The organism is Herbidospora solisilvae, from assembly GCF_009901565.1.
In the GTDB taxonomy this organism is placed as follows: Bacteria; Actinomycetota; Actinomycetes; order Streptosporangiales; family Streptosporangiaceae; genus Herbidospora; species Herbidospora solisilvae.
This window is the reverse complement of the sequence record NZ_WXEW01000005.1, coordinates 646,434-661,422: the sequence shown is the minus strand read 5'-3', so window position 1 is coordinate 661,422 and position 14,989 is coordinate 646,434. Positions and strand designations below refer to the sequence as shown.

Annotated in this window: 15 protein-coding genes; 10 read left to right on the top strand and 5 right to left on the bottom strand. The window is 70.3% G+C overall.

Going from position 1 to position 14,989, the window contains the following annotated elements:
• Window positions 1–2 precede the first annotated feature (2 nt).
• Window positions 3–668 (top strand): Crp/Fnr family transcriptional regulator, encoded by a 666-nt coding sequence (locus GT755_RS19915; RefSeq protein WP_030455084.1) that lies wholly within the window; start codon window positions 3–5, stop codon window positions 666–668.
• Window positions 665–2,050 (top strand): MFS transporter, encoded by a 1,386-nt coding sequence (locus GT755_RS19910; RefSeq protein ID WP_328794422.1) that lies wholly within the window; start codon window positions 665–667, stop codon window positions 2,048–2,050. Before GT755_RS19915 ends, GT755_RS19910 begins: the two co-directional genes overlap by 4 nt.
• Here GT755_RS19910 and GT755_RS40645 read toward each other — a convergent pair.
• Window positions 1,989–2,672 carry a TetR/AcrR family transcriptional regulator gene (locus GT755_RS40645; RefSeq protein ID WP_202610216.1) on the bottom strand — a complete coding sequence of 228 codons (684 nt, stop codon included), beginning with the start codon at window positions 2,670–2,672 and terminating at the stop codon, window positions 1,989–1,991. The two genes, GT755_RS19910 and GT755_RS40645, sit on opposite strands and share 62 nt — an antisense overlap.
• A gap of 81 nt (window positions 2,673–2,753) precedes the next feature.
• On the opposite strand from GT755_RS40645, the gene GT755_RS19900 reads away from it, so the two are divergent.
• Entirely contained in the window at window positions 2,754–4,157 is a 1,404-nt protein-coding gene (locus tag GT755_RS19900; protein WP_161481148.1) for an MFS transporter, read from the top strand.
• On the opposite strand, the gene GT755_RS19895 is transcribed toward GT755_RS19900, so the two are convergent.
• Window positions 4,154–6,241, bottom strand: coding sequence for a PhoX family protein (locus GT755_RS19895; RefSeq protein ID WP_161481147.1), 2,088 nt, complete (start codon window positions 6,239–6,241; stop codon window positions 4,154–4,156). The genes GT755_RS19900 and GT755_RS19895 overlap by 4 nt on opposite strands.
• 144 nt (window positions 6,242–6,385) lie before the next feature.
• Between GT755_RS19895 and GT755_RS19890 the strand changes: the two genes are divergently transcribed.
• Window positions 6,386–6,835: a sterol carrier family protein gene (locus tag GT755_RS19890; RefSeq protein WP_161481146.1), complete on the top strand. Its 450-nt coding sequence runs from the start codon at window positions 6,386–6,388 to the stop codon at window positions 6,833–6,835.
• Here the strand turns inward: GT755_RS19890 and GT755_RS19885 are convergent.
• Window positions 6,832–7,521: a DUF4190 domain-containing protein gene (locus GT755_RS19885; protein ID WP_161481145.1), complete on the bottom strand. Its 690-nt coding sequence runs from the start codon at window positions 7,519–7,521 to the stop codon at window positions 6,832–6,834. The genes GT755_RS19890 and GT755_RS19885 overlap by 4 nt on opposite strands.
• A gap of 128 nt (window positions 7,522–7,649) precedes the next feature.
• On the opposite strand from GT755_RS19885, the gene purF reads away from it, so the two are divergent.
• Together purF and purM are read left to right on the top strand one after the other, a co-directional pair.
• The gene (gene purF, locus GT755_RS19880) at window positions 7,650–9,086 is read left to right on the top strand and encodes an amidophosphoribosyltransferase (protein WP_161481144.1); all 1,437 of its coding nucleotides are present in this window, start codon (window positions 7,650–7,652) and stop codon (window positions 9,084–9,086) included.
• Entirely contained in the window at window positions 9,083–10,108 is a 1,026-nt protein-coding gene (purM, locus tag GT755_RS19875) for a phosphoribosylformylglycinamidine cyclo-ligase (RefSeq protein WP_161481143.1), read from the top strand. The genes purF and purM overlap by 4 nt, the downstream gene beginning before the upstream one ends.
• A gap of 179 nt (window positions 10,109–10,287) precedes the next feature.
• On the opposite strand, the gene GT755_RS19870 is transcribed toward purM, so the two are convergent.
• Window positions 10,288–10,524, bottom strand: a complete 237-nt coding sequence (locus GT755_RS19870) for a DUF3073 domain-containing protein (protein ID WP_062356318.1) — start codon at window positions 10,522–10,524, stop codon at window positions 10,288–10,290.
• Window positions 10,525–10,675: 151 nt separating this feature from the next.
• Window positions 10,676–11,761: a Leu/Phe/Val dehydrogenase gene (locus GT755_RS41225; protein WP_161481142.1), complete on the bottom strand. Its 1,086-nt coding sequence runs from the start codon at window positions 11,759–11,761 to the stop codon at window positions 10,676–10,678.
• Window positions 11,762–11,868: 107 nt separating this feature from the next.
• Between GT755_RS41225 and GT755_RS19860 the strand changes: the two genes are divergently transcribed.
• From GT755_RS19860 to GT755_RS19845, 4 genes are all read left to right on the top strand, one after another.
• Window positions 11,869–12,756: a hypothetical protein gene (locus GT755_RS19860; RefSeq protein WP_328794421.1), complete on the top strand. Its 888-nt coding sequence runs from the start codon at window positions 11,869–11,871 to the stop codon at window positions 12,754–12,756.
• A gap of 322 nt (window positions 12,757–13,078) precedes the next feature.
• Window positions 13,079–13,282: a developmental transcriptional regulator BldC gene (gene bldC / locus GT755_RS19855; protein ID WP_013133571.1), complete on the top strand. Its 204-nt coding sequence runs from the start codon at window positions 13,079–13,081 to the stop codon at window positions 13,280–13,282.
• Between the two features lie 247 nt (window positions 13,283–13,529).
• Window positions 13,530–14,627, top strand: coding sequence for a LacI family DNA-binding transcriptional regulator (locus GT755_RS19850; protein ID WP_034385346.1), 1,098 nt, complete (start codon window positions 13,530–13,532; stop codon window positions 14,625–14,627).
• Window positions 14,628–14,706: 79 nt separating this feature from the next.
• The gene (locus tag GT755_RS19845; protein WP_161481141.1) at window positions 14,707–14,946 is read left to right on the top strand and encodes a hypothetical protein; all 240 of its coding nucleotides are present in this window, start codon (window positions 14,707–14,709) and stop codon (window positions 14,944–14,946) included.
• The last annotated feature ends 43 nt before the right edge of the window (window positions 14,947–14,989 follow it).

The following is a 14,989-nucleotide window of genomic DNA, read 5'->3' as shown; positions in this document are numbered from 1 at the left end:
CCATGAAATCACCGGAGCCGGGAGAGTTCCTGGCCCTCCTCACCGCCGAGGAGATCGCCGACCTCCGGGCCGCCGGGCGGCCCCGGCAGTGGGAGCGCGGCGAGACCGTCATGACCGAGGGCGACACCAACGACTGGGTCATCGTGCTGACCTCGGGGCGGGTGAAGGTGTCGTCCCACACGGCGGGCGGCACCGAGGTCGTGCTGGCGGTACGCGGGCCCGGCGCCCTGCTGGGCGACATGTCGGCCGTCGACGGCGGCCCCCGCTCGGGCACCGTCACCGCGCTGGAGCCCATCGAGGCCATCGTGGTCCGCGACTTCGCCTCGTTCCTGCGCGAACACGGCCGCATCGCCGTGCTGCTCCTCCAGCTCATCACCGGCCGCCTGCGCGACGCCGACCGCAAGCGGGTCGAATACGGCGCGTTCGACACCACGGGCCGGGTCGCCACCCGCCTGGTCGAGCTGGCCGAACGCTACGGCGAGCAGACCCCCGGCGGCGTGAGGGTCATGCTGCCGCTCTCGCAGGACGAACTGGCGGGCTGGACCGGCGCCTCCCGCGAGGCCGTCAGCAAGGCCCTCAGGAGCCTGCGCGACCGGGGCCTGATCGAGACCGGCCGCCGCCGCGTGATCATCTACGACCTGGACGGGCTGCGCAAGAGAGCCCGGTGAGGTATGCGTGGCGGGTCTGCCTGGTCACCAGTCTCGGGCTGATCCTCATCGGCATGTCGGGCAGCACGCTGAACGTCGCGTTACCCGTCGTCGTCCGCCACTTCCACGCGTCGCCGTTCGCGTCGAACTGGATCCTGTTGTCGTTCATGCTGGTGAACACGGCGACCCTGGTGTTCTTCGGCCGGGTGGCCGACCTGCTGGGGCGGCGCGGGGTCTACCTGACCGGGTTCGCCCTCTTCACCGCCGCCTCGGCGCTGGCCGGGCTGGCCCCCGACGTGGGCGTGCTGATCGCGATGCGGGCGCTGCAGGCCATCGGCGCCGCGATGATCCTCGCCAACGGGACGGTCATCATCACCGACGCCTTCCCGCCCGACCGGCTCGGCCAGGGCATGGGCGTCTACATCGGCACCCTGTCGATCGCGCAGCTCACTGGGCCGACGCTGGGCGGGCTGATCGCCGACACGCTCGGGTGGCGGTGGATCTTCTGGGTGAACGTGCCGGCCGGGCTGCTGGCGCTGGTCGCCGGGCTCCTCATCCTGCGGCCGGGGAGCCCGCCACGACGGGCGCCGATCGACGCCGCCGGAAACCTGGTGATCTTCGCGCTGCTGTCGGCCGCGCTCTACGCGGTGACCGAGGGCTCGCTCGCCGGCCTGGTGGTCGCGGCGGCGCTGGCGCCGGTCCTGTTCGTGGTGGAGCGCCGGGCCGCCAACCCCATCCTCAACGGCGCCCTGTTCGGGGCGCCGCTGCTGGTGTTCTCCAACCTGGCCTCGTTCTGCGCGGCGCTGGCGCGCTCGTCGCTGATCCTGCTGGCGGGGCTGTACTTCCAGGCGGCGCGCGGGGTCGACGCGCTCCAGGCCGGGCTGGCGATCCTGCCGGTGCCGGTGGGCATGGCGCTCGCCTCCCCCGTCGCCGGGGCGCTGGCGCGGCGGCTGGGGGCCTACGCGGTGTCGGTGGGCGGAGCGGTGCTCGCGGCGTCCGGGCTGGCGGTGCTGGCGCTGTCGACCGAGGCGTCCTATCCGGTGATCGCGGCCGGGCTGTTCCTGGCCGGATGCGGGAACGGGACCTTCCTGACCGGGAACACCACCCAGATCATGAACCTGCTCCCGCCGGGCAGCCTCGGGGTGGTCAACGGGTTCCGGCTGACCATCCAGAACATCGGCACGTCGCTCAGCGTGGCGACCACGCTGACCCTGCTGACCGGGGCGGTCACGCCGGAGATCCGGGCGCAGGTCTACCAGGCGACGTTGTCGCTGCTCTCGCCTTCGGCGGTGGAGCAGCTGATGGAGGGCTTCCGGGTGACGTACGCGGCGCTGTTCTGCGTCAGTCTCGTGGGGGCTCTGTGCGCCGCGCTCGCGCGGCCATCGTCTCGACCCCGGCCATGAGCAGGTCGACGCCGTACCTGTAGTAGGCGGCCACGTCGGTCTCGTCTTCCCAGGTCTTGGCGAACTCCATCAGCAGGGGGAACCGCTCGGCCGACAGGTTCTCCAGTTCCAGGCGCTTGCGCCGCCGCCATTCGCGCGCCTCGGCGGGGCTGAGCGGCGTCGGGCAGACCGGCGCGCCGCCGACCAGGCCGATGACCCCGGACAGCAGGTAGGACGAGACCAGGAAGCCCTCCTGGACGGTGAAGCCGCCCCGGCGGAGCAGGTCGAGGGCCATGTTGGTGGCGACGTTGAAGCTGTCGACGCGGTGCTTGTCGACCGTGTGGAGCAGGGTCGCCAGCGCCGGGTGCCGGTCGAGCAGCGCGACCAGCCGCTCGACCACGCCCCGGACCTGGACGTGCCAGGCGGGCTCGTCGGTGACCTCGGCGAGGATCTGTGCGAGCAGATGGTCGGCCACGCCCGCGAGCAGTTCGTCCTTGTTCTTGAAATGCCAGTAGAGCGCCATCGGCGTGACGCCGAGCAACTGGGCGAGCCGCCGCACGGTGACGGCTTCGAGCCCTTCGGCGTCGATCAGGTCGATGGCCCGTTCGACGACTGATTCCCGGCTCAGCTTCTCAGGTGCCACTTGACAACTATACGACGTACAAGCTGAGCTATGCACTGTACATGTACGCCGTACAAGTACTCCGTATAGGGGGCCTGAGGAATGCGATCAAGATGGTGGGTGCTGGCGGCCGTGTCGCTGGCGACGTTCATGACCTACCTCGACAACAACGTGGTCAACGTCGCGCTGCCGACGATCGAGCAGGACCTGGGGCTGACGCTCGCCGGGCTCGAATGGATCGTGAGCGGCTACATCCTGGCCTTCGCCGGGCTGCTGCTGGCCGGCGGACGGCTGGCCGACGTCTTCGGCCTGCGGGTCATGTTCTTCATCGGCCTGGCCGTGTTCACCGCCTCCTCGGTCGCCGCCGGGCTGGCCGGGTCGCAGGAGACGCTGATCGCGGCGCGGGTCGCGCAGGGGGTGGGCGCCGCCCTGGTGACGCCCACGTCGCTGGCGCTGATCAGGGCCACGTTCGTCGACGCGCGCGAACGCGCCACGGCCGTGGGCATCTGGGGCGCCGTCTCCGCGCTGGCGCTGGCCGTCGGGCCGCTGACCGGCGGCGTGCTCAGCGAGAACATCAGCTGGGGCTGGATCTTCCTGATCAACCTGCCCATCGGCGTCGCGGTGGCCGTGATCGCCGCCGTCGCCCTGCCGGCCGGCACCCGGAGCCGAGGAATCCGGATCGACGTGCCGGGCGTGCTCAGCTCCTCGATCGCGCTGTTCGCGCTGACCTTCGCGCTCATCGAGGGCGAAGGCGAGGGCTGGACCTCCGGGCTCATCCTGGGCTCGTTCGCGGTGGCCGCCGTCGCGTTCGCGGCGTTCCTGACGATCGAGTGGCGCAGCCGCGAGCCCATGATCGACCTGCGTCTGTTCCGCTCACGCGTGTTCAGCGGCGGCCTGCTGTCGATGGGCCTGTGGGCGTTCGGCGTGTTCGGGATCTACTTCTTCACCGCGATCTACCTGCAGAGCGCGCTCGGCTTCAGCCCGACCGAGGCCGGGGCGGGCTTCGTGCCGATGGCGCTGCTCATGGCGGCCGTCGCGGTCTTCTCGCCGCAACTGGCGCGGCGCATCGGCACCGGGCCGTCGGTCGCCGCCGGGCTCGCCCTGATGGTCGTCGCGATGGCGGGCCTGTCGAGCACCGGCGCGGGCTCGGCCTATCTCGACCTGCTGCCCTGGTTCCTGGTCTTCGGCGCGGGCGGCGGCATGCTGGTGCCGCTGACCGACGTGATCATCGGCGCGGTGCCCGCCGACCGGGCCGGAGTCGCCTCGGGCACGCTCAACGTCTCCCGCGAGGTCTTCGGACTGCTCGGGATCACCATCCTCGGCGCGGTCCTGAACGCCCGCCAGACCGCCCCGACGATGACCGCGTTCCTGGACGCCTACCAGTTCACGCTGCTCATCGCCGCGGCGATCGTCGCGGCCGGGGTCCCGGTCGCCCTCTACGCCCTCCGCAAGGACCGGACCGTCGAGACGGTCACCGAGGACCACCGGGACCCGGCGCTGGTCTAGCTGCCGATCTTCTTGCCGTGCTTGTGCCAGGCCACCACGACCGACGGACGGGGCTGCGAGGTCCCGCCGTCGGGGAAGTGGGAGATCGGGGCGGCCGGCGAGGCGCCGGTGCCCTCACCCGGGTGCTGCACGGCGACGAAGACCGACCGCTGGTCCTCCGAGACCAGCGGGCCGCAGCACTCGGCGCCCTTGGGCATCGTGAGGAACTGGCGGACGTGGCCCTTGTCCTTGCCCCGGACCGGCACGGCGAACAGGCCGTCGTGGGTCCCCAGGGCGTTGCCGTCCGTGGAGATCCAGAGGTTGCCGTCCTTGTCGAAGGTCACGTTGTCGGGGCAGGAGATCGGCGAGACCTTGGTCTTGTCGAAGCCGCCGAAGTAGGTGCCCGGGTCGTTGGGGTCGCCGCAGACCAGCGGCAGCGTCCACGCGAAGGTCAGCGCCGCGGCGTCGTCGCGGTTCTCGGCGATCTCCAGGATGTGGCCGTGCTTGTTGTTGAGGCGCGGGTTGGCCTCGTCGGGGCCGGAGGTGCGCGCGGTGTTGTTGGTCAGGGCCACGAACACGGTGCCCGTGACCGGGTTGCGCTCCATGTCCTCCGGGCGGTCCATCTTGGTCGCGCCGACCTTGTCGGCGGCCAGGCGGGTGAAGACCAGGACCTGCTCGGCGGTCATCCCCGCGACGTACGACCTGGTGCCGCTGACCAGCGGGATCCACTTGCCGACGCCGTCGAACGCCTTGTCCGTGGGCAGCTTGCCGGTGCCGTCGATCTCGGCGGCCGGGCTGTCGCCGGTGAACTGGGCGACGTAGAGGGTGCCGTTGTCGAGCAGCGTCCGGTTGTGGCGGTCGTTGCCCGGGACGTAGCGGTCCTTCGACACGAACTTGTAGATGTACTCGAACCGCGAGTCGTCACCCATGTACGCGACCAGCCGGCCGTCCCGGCTGATGGTCGTGGTGGCCGCCTCGTGGGCCATCCGGCCGAGCGCGGTGCGCTTGATCGGGGTCGAGTCGGGGTCGGTCGGGTCGATCTCGACGATCCAGCCGAAGCGGTTGGCCTCGTTGGGGTGCTTCGACAGGTCGAAGCGCTCGTCGACGCGGTCCCAGCGGCGGCCGCCGAGCGCGGCGGGGAAGGCGTAGCGGGTCAGCCCGGCCTGGGCCTCCGCGGGGGCCTTGCCGGCGTTCACGAAGTACTGGTTGAAGTTCTCCTCGGCGGTCAGCACGGTGCCCCACGGGGTGGTGCCGCCGGCGCAGTTGTTCAGCATGCCCTTGACGACGCGGCCGCTCGGGTCGGCGGCGGTCTTCAGCAGGCTGGAACCGGCGGCCGGGCCGGTGAACCGCATCTCGGTGTGGGCCGTGATGCGGCGGTTGTAGCGGCGCGGGCCCGCGGTGACGAGTTCCCAGCGGCCGGTGTTGCCGCGCCGCCGGACCTCGACCACCGAACCGCCGTGGGCGTTCATCGCGATGGCGATCTGCTCGGGGGTGGCGTTGTCGCCGTTGGTGTAGCCGCGGAACATCAGCTCTTCGTTGGTGTACTCGTGGTTCACCCACAGCAGCCCGCGGTCGCGGCCGAACTGGAACAGCGTCACGAAGTCGCAGTTGTAGCCGAACTGCCTGGCCTGCGCGTCGGGCGTCTGGGCCTCGAAGTCGAACGCCGGCGCACCCGGGAGGACCGGGTCGCCCCACCGGACCACGACCGCCGACTCGTAGCCGTTGGGCACGGTGACCTGGTCGTTGGTGTTCGGCGCGACCGGCGTGAAGGTCAGGCCGCCCTTGTAGGGGTGGGCGCCGCCGTTGTGCCAGTTGCCGCCCTTGTTCCACCAGTCGAGGGTGAACTTGTCGTCGGCGGCGGCGGGGGTCGCGGCGGCGCCGACGACGCCGGCCGACAGGACCAGCGCGCCCAGCGCGCCGGCGCGCAGCGCGCCACGGCGGGACATGTCGGCGACGACGTCACCGAAGTAGGCGTTCTCACTGGTGTTGGGCACGTCGTGGAAACAGGCGTCGCCACAGCGGTATTTGCAGGTCATGGCGCTGCGGCCGCCCGGGTGGGCCGGCGTCAGCAGCGGCAGGGATCGACGCGGTGACGGGTTCGTCACAGCTCCTCCAAAAGGGTCGCGCGGGATCGGGGGAACGGCCCAGACGGCGCAGGTCCCCGCCCGGACCGTATTGTCGGCGACCGAAGTGAAGGTGAACGTCGACCACCACGCCGGTGAACGATCCCCACACGCCACAATGGGCACATGCCGCCCCGCCGCCAGGACCCCGCCCGCGTTCGCGCAGTTCTCGACGCCCAGTTGGCGGATCTCGGCCTGCCGCCGTTCGACGGCCCCGACCACGCCGCGGGTCCGGCCGTGGTGGCGGCGGTGGTGTCGGCGTACGGCGGGGAGACGGCGCCCCAGCGCGAGGCGCTGCGCGCGGCCGTGCGCTACCTGCTCGACGAGCTCGTGGCGAGGGCGCCCGGCCGGACCGTGGAGGTGCGGGTGCCGCCGTTCGCCGCCGTCCAGTGCGTCGAGGGGCCCCGGCACACCAGAGGCACTCCCCCGAACGTCGTCGAGACCGACCCCCACACGTGGATCACGCTGGCCACCGGCCGTGAGGGCTGGCCGGCGGCCGTGGCCGACGGGCGCGTCAGGGCGAGCGGCGGCCGGGCCGACCTGTCGCCCTACCTCCCGCTCGTCCCGCTCGTCTAGTAGCCGCCCTCCTCGATCGGCGCGTTGATCTTCCGCTGGACGCACTGCTGCGACGACTCCTGCGTCGGGTGGAGCCGGGTGTCGAAACACTCCGCGATGTTGTTCTGGTTGGCCCAGTTGACCACCACGCCGATGATGATCGCGCCTATCACCAGCGTCAGGATGCTCAGGATCAGGCCGACGACGGCCCGCCCCTTGTTCGACCGCTTCGCGATCGCGATGATGCCGACGATCACACCGGCCACCGCCACCAGCAGCCCGAGGCCGCAGACCAGCAGCAGCACGATCGCCACGATGCCGAGCACCAGCGCGGCCGTGCCCAGCCCGCCCTTGGACGGCGGCTTCTCGCCGTAGGGCCCCGCGGGATAGGGCGCCTGCGGGTAGGAGGTCGGCTGGTAGGCGCTCTGCCCGGAGGGGCCCGGCTGGGCCGGCGACGGCCGATAGGGCGGCGGGCCCTCGGGCGGCATCTCCGCGCGGTGCCCCGGCTGGTTCTCCGGTCGATCCTCAGGCCGGTCCTCCCGTCGGCCGGGGTCAGGGCCGAGGGAGCCGCCGGGGTGGTGCTCGGCACTGAAGACCGCGGTGTCCTCGGCGTCCGGCGACGGCCTGCCCGGGGCCTGTTCGGGCGGAACGTCCCAGGGCATGCGCCGCTTGGGCTGGTCGTCCCTCGGCTCGTCAGGAGTGGTCATGTTCCTCTCACTTCCCCTGCGGGGCCGGGGGTACGGCGGCCGACACGGCAAAGCACTGGTGATCGTTTCGCCGGGTTCAGCCCACCCGGGGGTTCGAGCAGCCGAGAGGCCGAAATAGACTCAAGCATGTGCTGAAGGGCGACGGCCATCTGAGCCATGACCTTGACCCCCTCGACCAAGGCCCCAAAGACGCCTGTGGCGTCTTCGGTGTCTGGGCTCCGGGGGAGGACGTCTCCAAACTCACCTACTACGGGCTGTACGCGTTGCAGCACCGCGGCCAGGAGTCCGCGGGCATCGCGGTCAGCGAGGGCAGCCGCATCCTCGTCTACAAAGACATGGGCCTGGTGGCCCAGGTCTTCGACGAGTCGATTCTCGGCACCCTCAAGGGACACCTGGCCATCGGGCACTGCCGCTACTCCACCACCGGTTCGAGTGTGTGGGAGAACGCGCAGCCCACACTGAGCTCGACCGACGTGGGCGGCCTCGCGCTGGCCCACAACGGCAACCTGATCAACACCGGCGAGCTCGCCGAGCGGGTGGCCCCCGGCACCATCAGGGCCACCACCGACAGCGAGATCCTCACCGCGATCCTGGCCAAGGACCGCTCCGAGCCGATCGACGAGGCGGCCGCCCGGCTGCTGCCGATGGTGCGCGGCGCCTACTCACTCGTCTTCATGGACGAGAAGACGCTCTACGCGGCCAGAGACCCCCAGGGCATCCGTCCGCTCGTCCTGGGCCGTCTGGAGCGCGGCTGGGTGGTGGCCTCCGAGACGGCCGCCCTCGACATCGTCGGCGCGACGTTCCAGCGCGAGGTCGAGCCGGGTGAGCTCCTCACCATCGACGAGCGCGGGGTCAAGTCGCAGCGGTTCGCCCCGGCCGACCCCAAGGGCTGCCTGTTCGAATACGTCTACCTGGCCCGCCCCGACACCACGATCGCCGGGCGCGGCGTCCAGGCGACCCGGGTCGAGGTCGGCCGCCGGCTGGCCCGCGAACACCCCGTCGACGCCGACCTGGTGATCCCGACCCCCGAGTCGGGCACCCCGGCCGCGATCGGCTACGCCGAGCAGAGCGGCATCCCCTACGGCCAGGGGCTGGTGAAGAACTCCTACGTCGGCCGGACCTTCATCCAGCCGTCCCAGACGATCCGCCAGCTCGGCATCCGGCTGAAGCTGAACCCGCTGAAGGAGATCGTCCAGGGCAAGCGCCTGGTGGTCGTCGACGACACGATCGTGCGCGGCAACACCCAGCGGGCGATCGTGAAGATGCTGCGCGAGGCCGGGGCGACCGAGGTCCACGTGCGCATCTCGGCACCGCCGGTGGCCTGGCCCTGCTTCTACGGCATCGACTTCGCCACCCGCGCCGAGTTGCTGGCCGGTTCGATGAACGTCGAGGAGATCCGCGAGCACCTGGGCGCCGACTCCCTCGGCTACATCTCGATGGAGGGCCTCACCGAGGCCACCACCATCCCGGCCCAGAAGCTCTGCCGGGCCTGCTTCGACGGCAGCTACCCCATCCCGATCGACCAGGACAAGGTCGGCAAGTACGTCCTGGAGGCCCGCGCATGACCTCGTACGCCGCCGCCGGTGTCGACATCGAGGCCGGTGACCGCGCCGTCGAGCTGATGAAGTCGAAGGTGGCCCGCTCCCGGCGCCCTGAGGTGGTCGACGACGCCAGCGGGTTCGCGGGCCTGTTCGACGTGTCGGCCCTGCTGAAATACCGCCGCCCGCTGCTGGCGACCTCCACCGACGGGGTCGGCACCAAGGTCATGCTGGCGTCCAGGCTCGGCAAGCACGACACGATCGGCATCGACCTGGTCGGCATGGTCGTCGACGACCTGGTGGTCTGCGGCGCCGAACCGCTGTTCATGACCGACTACATCGCCTGCGGCAAGGTGGTGCCCGAGCGCGTCGCCGAGATCGTCGGAGGCGTCGCCGAGGGCTGCCGCCAGGCCGGCTGCGCCCTGGTCGGCGGCGAGACCGCCGAACACCCGGGCGCGATGGGCCCCGACGACTACGACCTCGCGGGCGCCGGAACCGGCGTGGTCGAGGCCGACGAGCTGCTCGGTCCCGACCGGGTCCGCGCGGGCGACGTCGTGCTGGCGATGGCGTCGTCGGGGGTGCACTCCAACGGCTACTCGCTGGTCCGCCACATCATCAAGACGGCGGGCCTGGGCCTGGAGTCGCAGATCCCCGAGTTCGGCCGCACCCTCGGCGAGGAGCTGCTCGAACCGACCCGGATCTACTCGCTCGACTGCCTGGCCCTGACCCGCCACGTGCCGGTGCGGGCCTACGCCCACATCACCGGCGGCGGCCTGACCGCCAACCTGGCCCGCTCGCTGCCCGGGAGTGTCGACGCCGTCCTCGACCGCTCGTCGTGGACGGTCCCGCCGGTCTTCACGGTCCTCGGCGAGGCCGGGAAGGTCCCGCTGGCCGAGCTCGACAAGACCTTCAACCTGGGCGTCGGCATGGCCGCGATCGTCCCGGCGGAAGACGCCGACAGGGCGCTGGAACTCCTCGCCACCCGGGGCGTGCCGTCGTGGGTGCTCGGCGAGATCTTGCCGGGCACGGGCGAAGCGCGGTACCGCTGAGGGGGAAACACGAAAGGCCGCCTGGTGGTTGGTTGCCACCGGGCGGCGCTCTCGGTCTCGTATGGAAATGACTGTATGCACTCCGGTCACCCGGAGCGCGGGACCCTCACGAGGTCGCGCGGAAAACACCCGGCGTGGCGAACCGCGCCGGGCGTGATCAACGCTGGGTCAGGTGCCGCTCAACGACGGCCCCCGGATGAGGAGTCGTCCTCATCATCCTCGTCATCGACGTTGGCGTAGTCGGCGTACCGCTCGGCCAACTCGTCATAAGGGTCGTGCTCGTCTGTGCGGTCGGAATCGACATGTTCCTCGACTCCGAGCTCCGCGCGCAGGCGCTCAAGATCGGTGCCGCCGCTGTTGTACTTCAGCTGGCGGGCAACCTTGACCTGCTTGGCCTTGGCTCGGCCGCGCCCCATTGGCTCGACCCCCTCATGCGGGGTCGTGCCCGACCCCTCGTCGCTAACGCACCACGCACTGACGCCACCTGACTTTGGACGTCAGCCATTCGTTCGCCTACAACCGTACCTGTTTTGCGCCCCGCTCGGTACGCCGTATGCGCGTCGGCGGTCACCGGCCCAGCCAAATACCCCTAAGCCGCCCGACTTCCGACATTCTGCGCTCCGCCAGCCTATCTGCTGCGACGGCCGGTGGAACGCCTTCGTCGTCGGCGATGGCGAAGATTTTCAGGGTCGTGTCGAAGATCTGACCCGCCCGCGCCCTCGCCCTGTCCATGTCGAATCCGGCGATCTCATCAGCGACCTGGATCACTCCCCCCGAATTCACCACGTAGTCGGGGGCGTAGAGGATGCCGCGGTCGGCGAGTTGCTTCTCGACCCCGGGGTGGGCGAGCTGGTTGTTGGCGCCGCCGCAGACGATCTTCGCCCGGAGCTCGGCCACCACCGTGTCGTCGAGGGCGCCGCCGAGGGCGCAGGGGGCGTACACGTCGATGTCGCTCCGCTTCAGGGCCGCGGCGTCGGAGACGACCTCGACCTGCGGGTGCCGCTGGCGGATCCGGCCGACCGCGAGTTCGTCGACGTCGCAGACCACGACCTCGCCGCCCTCGTCGAGAATGTGTTCCACCAGCCGGTGACCGACCTTGCCGACCCCCTCGACGCCGACCCGGCGCCCGCGCAGCGAGGTCTCGCCGAAGGCGTGCCGGGCGGCGGCCCGCATGCCCTGGTAGACGCCGTAGGCGGTGAGGATCGAGCTGTCGCCGGCGCCGCCGTTGGCCGGGGTGCGGCCGGTGACGTAGGAGCACTCGCGGGCGATGACGTCCATGTCCTCGCTGTAGGTGCCCACGTCGCAGGCGGTGTAGTAGCGGCCGCCGAGCGACTGGACGAACCTGCCGTAGGCCCGCAGCAGGGCCTCGGACTTGTCGGTCGCGGGGTCACCGATGATCACCGCTTTGCCGCCGCCGTGGTCGAGGCCGGCGAGCGCGTTCTTGTACGCCATCGCCCGCGACAGGTTCAGCACGTCGGCCAGCGCGGCGGATTCGTCGGGGTAGGGATAGAAACGTGTTCCACCCAGGCCGGGGCCGAGGGCGGTGTTGTGGACGGCGATGATCGCGTAGAGGCCTGACTTGTCGTCGGCGCAGAACACGACCTGTTCGTGACGGGTCTGGTCCTTGTGGGAGAGCCCGAAGACGTCGGTCACTTTGGTGACTCCTGATCGTCTCTGTCCGCCGCTCCGTTGCGGCGGTTCCACCTTCCAGCGTAGCGACGATCATGGATTACGGAACGCCGCCCAATGCGTTACGCGGCGTGGCATGGCACGATGCCGTTGTGCTGCCCTACGCCGCGTATCTCCGCGTCTATGAGCCGCTGAGCGCCTTCTCCGAGCAGGATCGCCTTCGGTGGAACGCCTATGCCCAGAATCCGCGGCGGCCCCGCCGCGCGGGCGCCCTCGCGGTGGAGCACGAGGAGTCGATACGCCGGCTGTTGCGGGTCCCACCCGCCCCGGCGCCGGCGGCGGAGAGTCACAACGCCTATCTGCGCCGGGTCGACGGCGTCCTCTACGTCTGCCCGTGGCAGACCCGGCTGCGGTCGTGGCTGGCGTTCGCCTCCTGGCGGGGCAGCCTGCCGACCAAGCTGGCCGACCGCTTCGTGCCCCCGCCGGTCGCCGAGCGCACCGCCGACGAGTTCGACGCCTTCAAGCGCGGTGAGCCGTCGCTGCGCACGCACATCATGACCAGCACCTGGCACGTCCCGACGCCCTGGTTCGTGCCGTTCGACTCCGCCGAGCGCTGGCTGGTCCTGAACGGCGAGCAGGAGCCCGAGTCGTCGACCGGGATGACCATGGCCCCGGCCAGGAACATGCTCTACGTCACCTCGATGGCCCAAGCCAGGAAGCGGGTCGCCCGCGCCCTGGTGGTCATCCGCCGCCACGTGGGCGACGTCGACACGCTGACCGACGTCGAGGAGGTGGGCCGCTGGCTGGAGGAGTTCCACCCCCACTCGCTGGTGGAGCTCGACTACGGCGGCATCGTCCACCTCATGGACGACGCGACCCTTCAGGCCGACCAGTCGGTGGCCGAGCTGGCCGCCGCTCTCACGGGTTTGGACAACGGTCAGGAAGAACTTGCCTTCGCCATGTACCAGCGCGTGATCCTCCGATGGCGGTCAGTGCAGAGCCTCGAATCGGCTAACTGACCGTAATCACTCGACGCTGACCTGCAACGTTGGGTCAGGAGATGCACGATCTCACAACTGCGAACTGAGTAGTTTGCCGTTTTCACTGCGATACCACGAAACGTGTCGCTAGAATCACCGAGCGTGACATCAACACGTGGTCGAGACGTTGTGCCCAGAGGGCTCGCCAATCGCGCTACGTGGCTGTATGGTCACATCGGGTGATGCCGCAAATGGTCCGTGAAACCGCACGTTATGGATCATTGAGGGACATCCCGTGACAAGCGCAGATATAAGTCGCAGGATCGCTGTCGCCGGTCCACACGGAGGAGAGGCCGCACAAATGTCAGCTCGTACACCCGAGGCCGAGCCACTGCTCACCCCGGCGGAGGTCGCAACGATGTTCCGGGTCGACCCCAAGACCGTCACGCGGTGGGCGAAGGCCGGCAAGTTGACGTCCATCCGCACGCTCGGTGGGCACCGGCGTTACCGGGAGACCGAGGTGAGGGCGCTGCTGGCGGGCATTCCGCAGCAGCGTTCGGAGTAACGCAGCGGGGGGTCGCAACCACGAGGGGGATGGCGCGCTCGCGTCAGTGAGCGCGTCCAACAGCCGCACACCTGCAGTAGGGGTGTGGAAAGGCGCCGCCCGCCCGGCGCCAACCCCAACCGGTTCCGTGGCCCCTCCCGCTCCGTCCTGACAGCTTTCTCAAGGATCGAGACAACTCGGCCGTACCTTATTCGGCTCTCGATCGTTCTTCTTGGCAGGTGCACATCCGCGCATCGTGGGGAGAACCATGTCAGGACCGTCCATGCAGACCACTGCCCGGCGCGACATCGCGGTACCCGGACCAACCGGACTCGACGGATTCAGTCCACGGCCACGGCCGACGATTCGCAACGTAGCCGAGCGCGCGGGCGTCTCTAAGTCCCTGGTCTCGCTGGTCCTTCGCGGCTCACCTCATGTGAGCGAACATCGCCGTGAGGCGGTTCTGCAGGCGGCCAGAGAGCTGGGATACCGGCCCAACGCCGTCGCCCGCAGTCTCGTCGAAGGCCGCACGCATCTCGTCGGCGCCCTCGTCGCCGACCTGCACAACCCGTTCTACGCCGAGTTCCTCGACGGCCTCCAGGAGAGCCTCCACGGCGAGGGCCTGCGGCTGCTCATCGGCTCCGGCCGCTTCGACCCGGCGTTCGAGGACGAAGCCGTCGAGGCCTTCCTCGAACTGCGCGTCGACGGGCTGGTGCTGCTGGGTGTCGCCCCCTCCAGCGACACGCTGGCCGAGGCCGCCGCCTACACGCCCACCGTCGTCGTCGGAGAACGCGACGTCGACCTCGAGAGCGTCGACATCGTCGTCGACGACGACCAGCTCGGCGCGCGTCTGGCGGTCGACCATCTGGTCGAGCTCGGACACCGCCGGATCGCCCACATCGAGGGCACCCCCTCCTCCGCGGCCCGCTGCCGCTGCGAGGGTTATCTGGTGGCGATGCGCCGTCACGCGCTGGCGCCGTACATCATGGTCGAGCACGGCGACTTCACCGAGGAGGGCGGCCGCCGCGCGGCGATGGCCCTGCTCGAGCGCGACCCCCGGCCGACCGCCATCTTCGCCGCCAACGACGTCGTCGCCCTCGGGGTGCTCACCGCCGCCAGCGAGCTCGGGCTGCGGGTCCCCGAAGACCTGTCGGTCGTCGGCTACGACAACACCCACCTGGCCGCCGTCCACCACATCTCGCTGACGTCGGTCGACCAGCCGCGCCGCGCGATGGGCCGCTCGGCCGCCGCGCTGCTCAGCGACCGGATCTCCGAGCCGGGCAAGAACTCCCGCCTGCGCCAGGTGACCCCGCAGCTCATCACCCGCCGCAGCACTGGTCCCGCGCCAAAGGATTCCCAAAGCTAGGTCAACCGGTCCGGCGTCGGGTCACGGTCCGTGTTGACTCGGGCCACGACGCCGGACGGTAGAGATCTGGGGGAATTCAATGCGTGATCCAGAGTTGGTCTCCTGTGCCCAGCGCGCGGCGGCCGAACTCGAACGGGCCTGGGGCCACTGGCGGCACTCGCGGGGCCACGGCGAAACGGGCGACGAATCCGTGGCCAGCTACGTGGCGCATTCGATCGACCACCCGTGGGGACGGCCCCGGGTCGTCCTCGGCCTCGACGCCGAGGAGGCCCGCGAACTGGCGGCCCTGCTGCAGATCCAGGGCCCGAGCTCCGGGTGATCTGCATCCTTTACCCACATAACGGCCAGGTCACGGGCAGGGA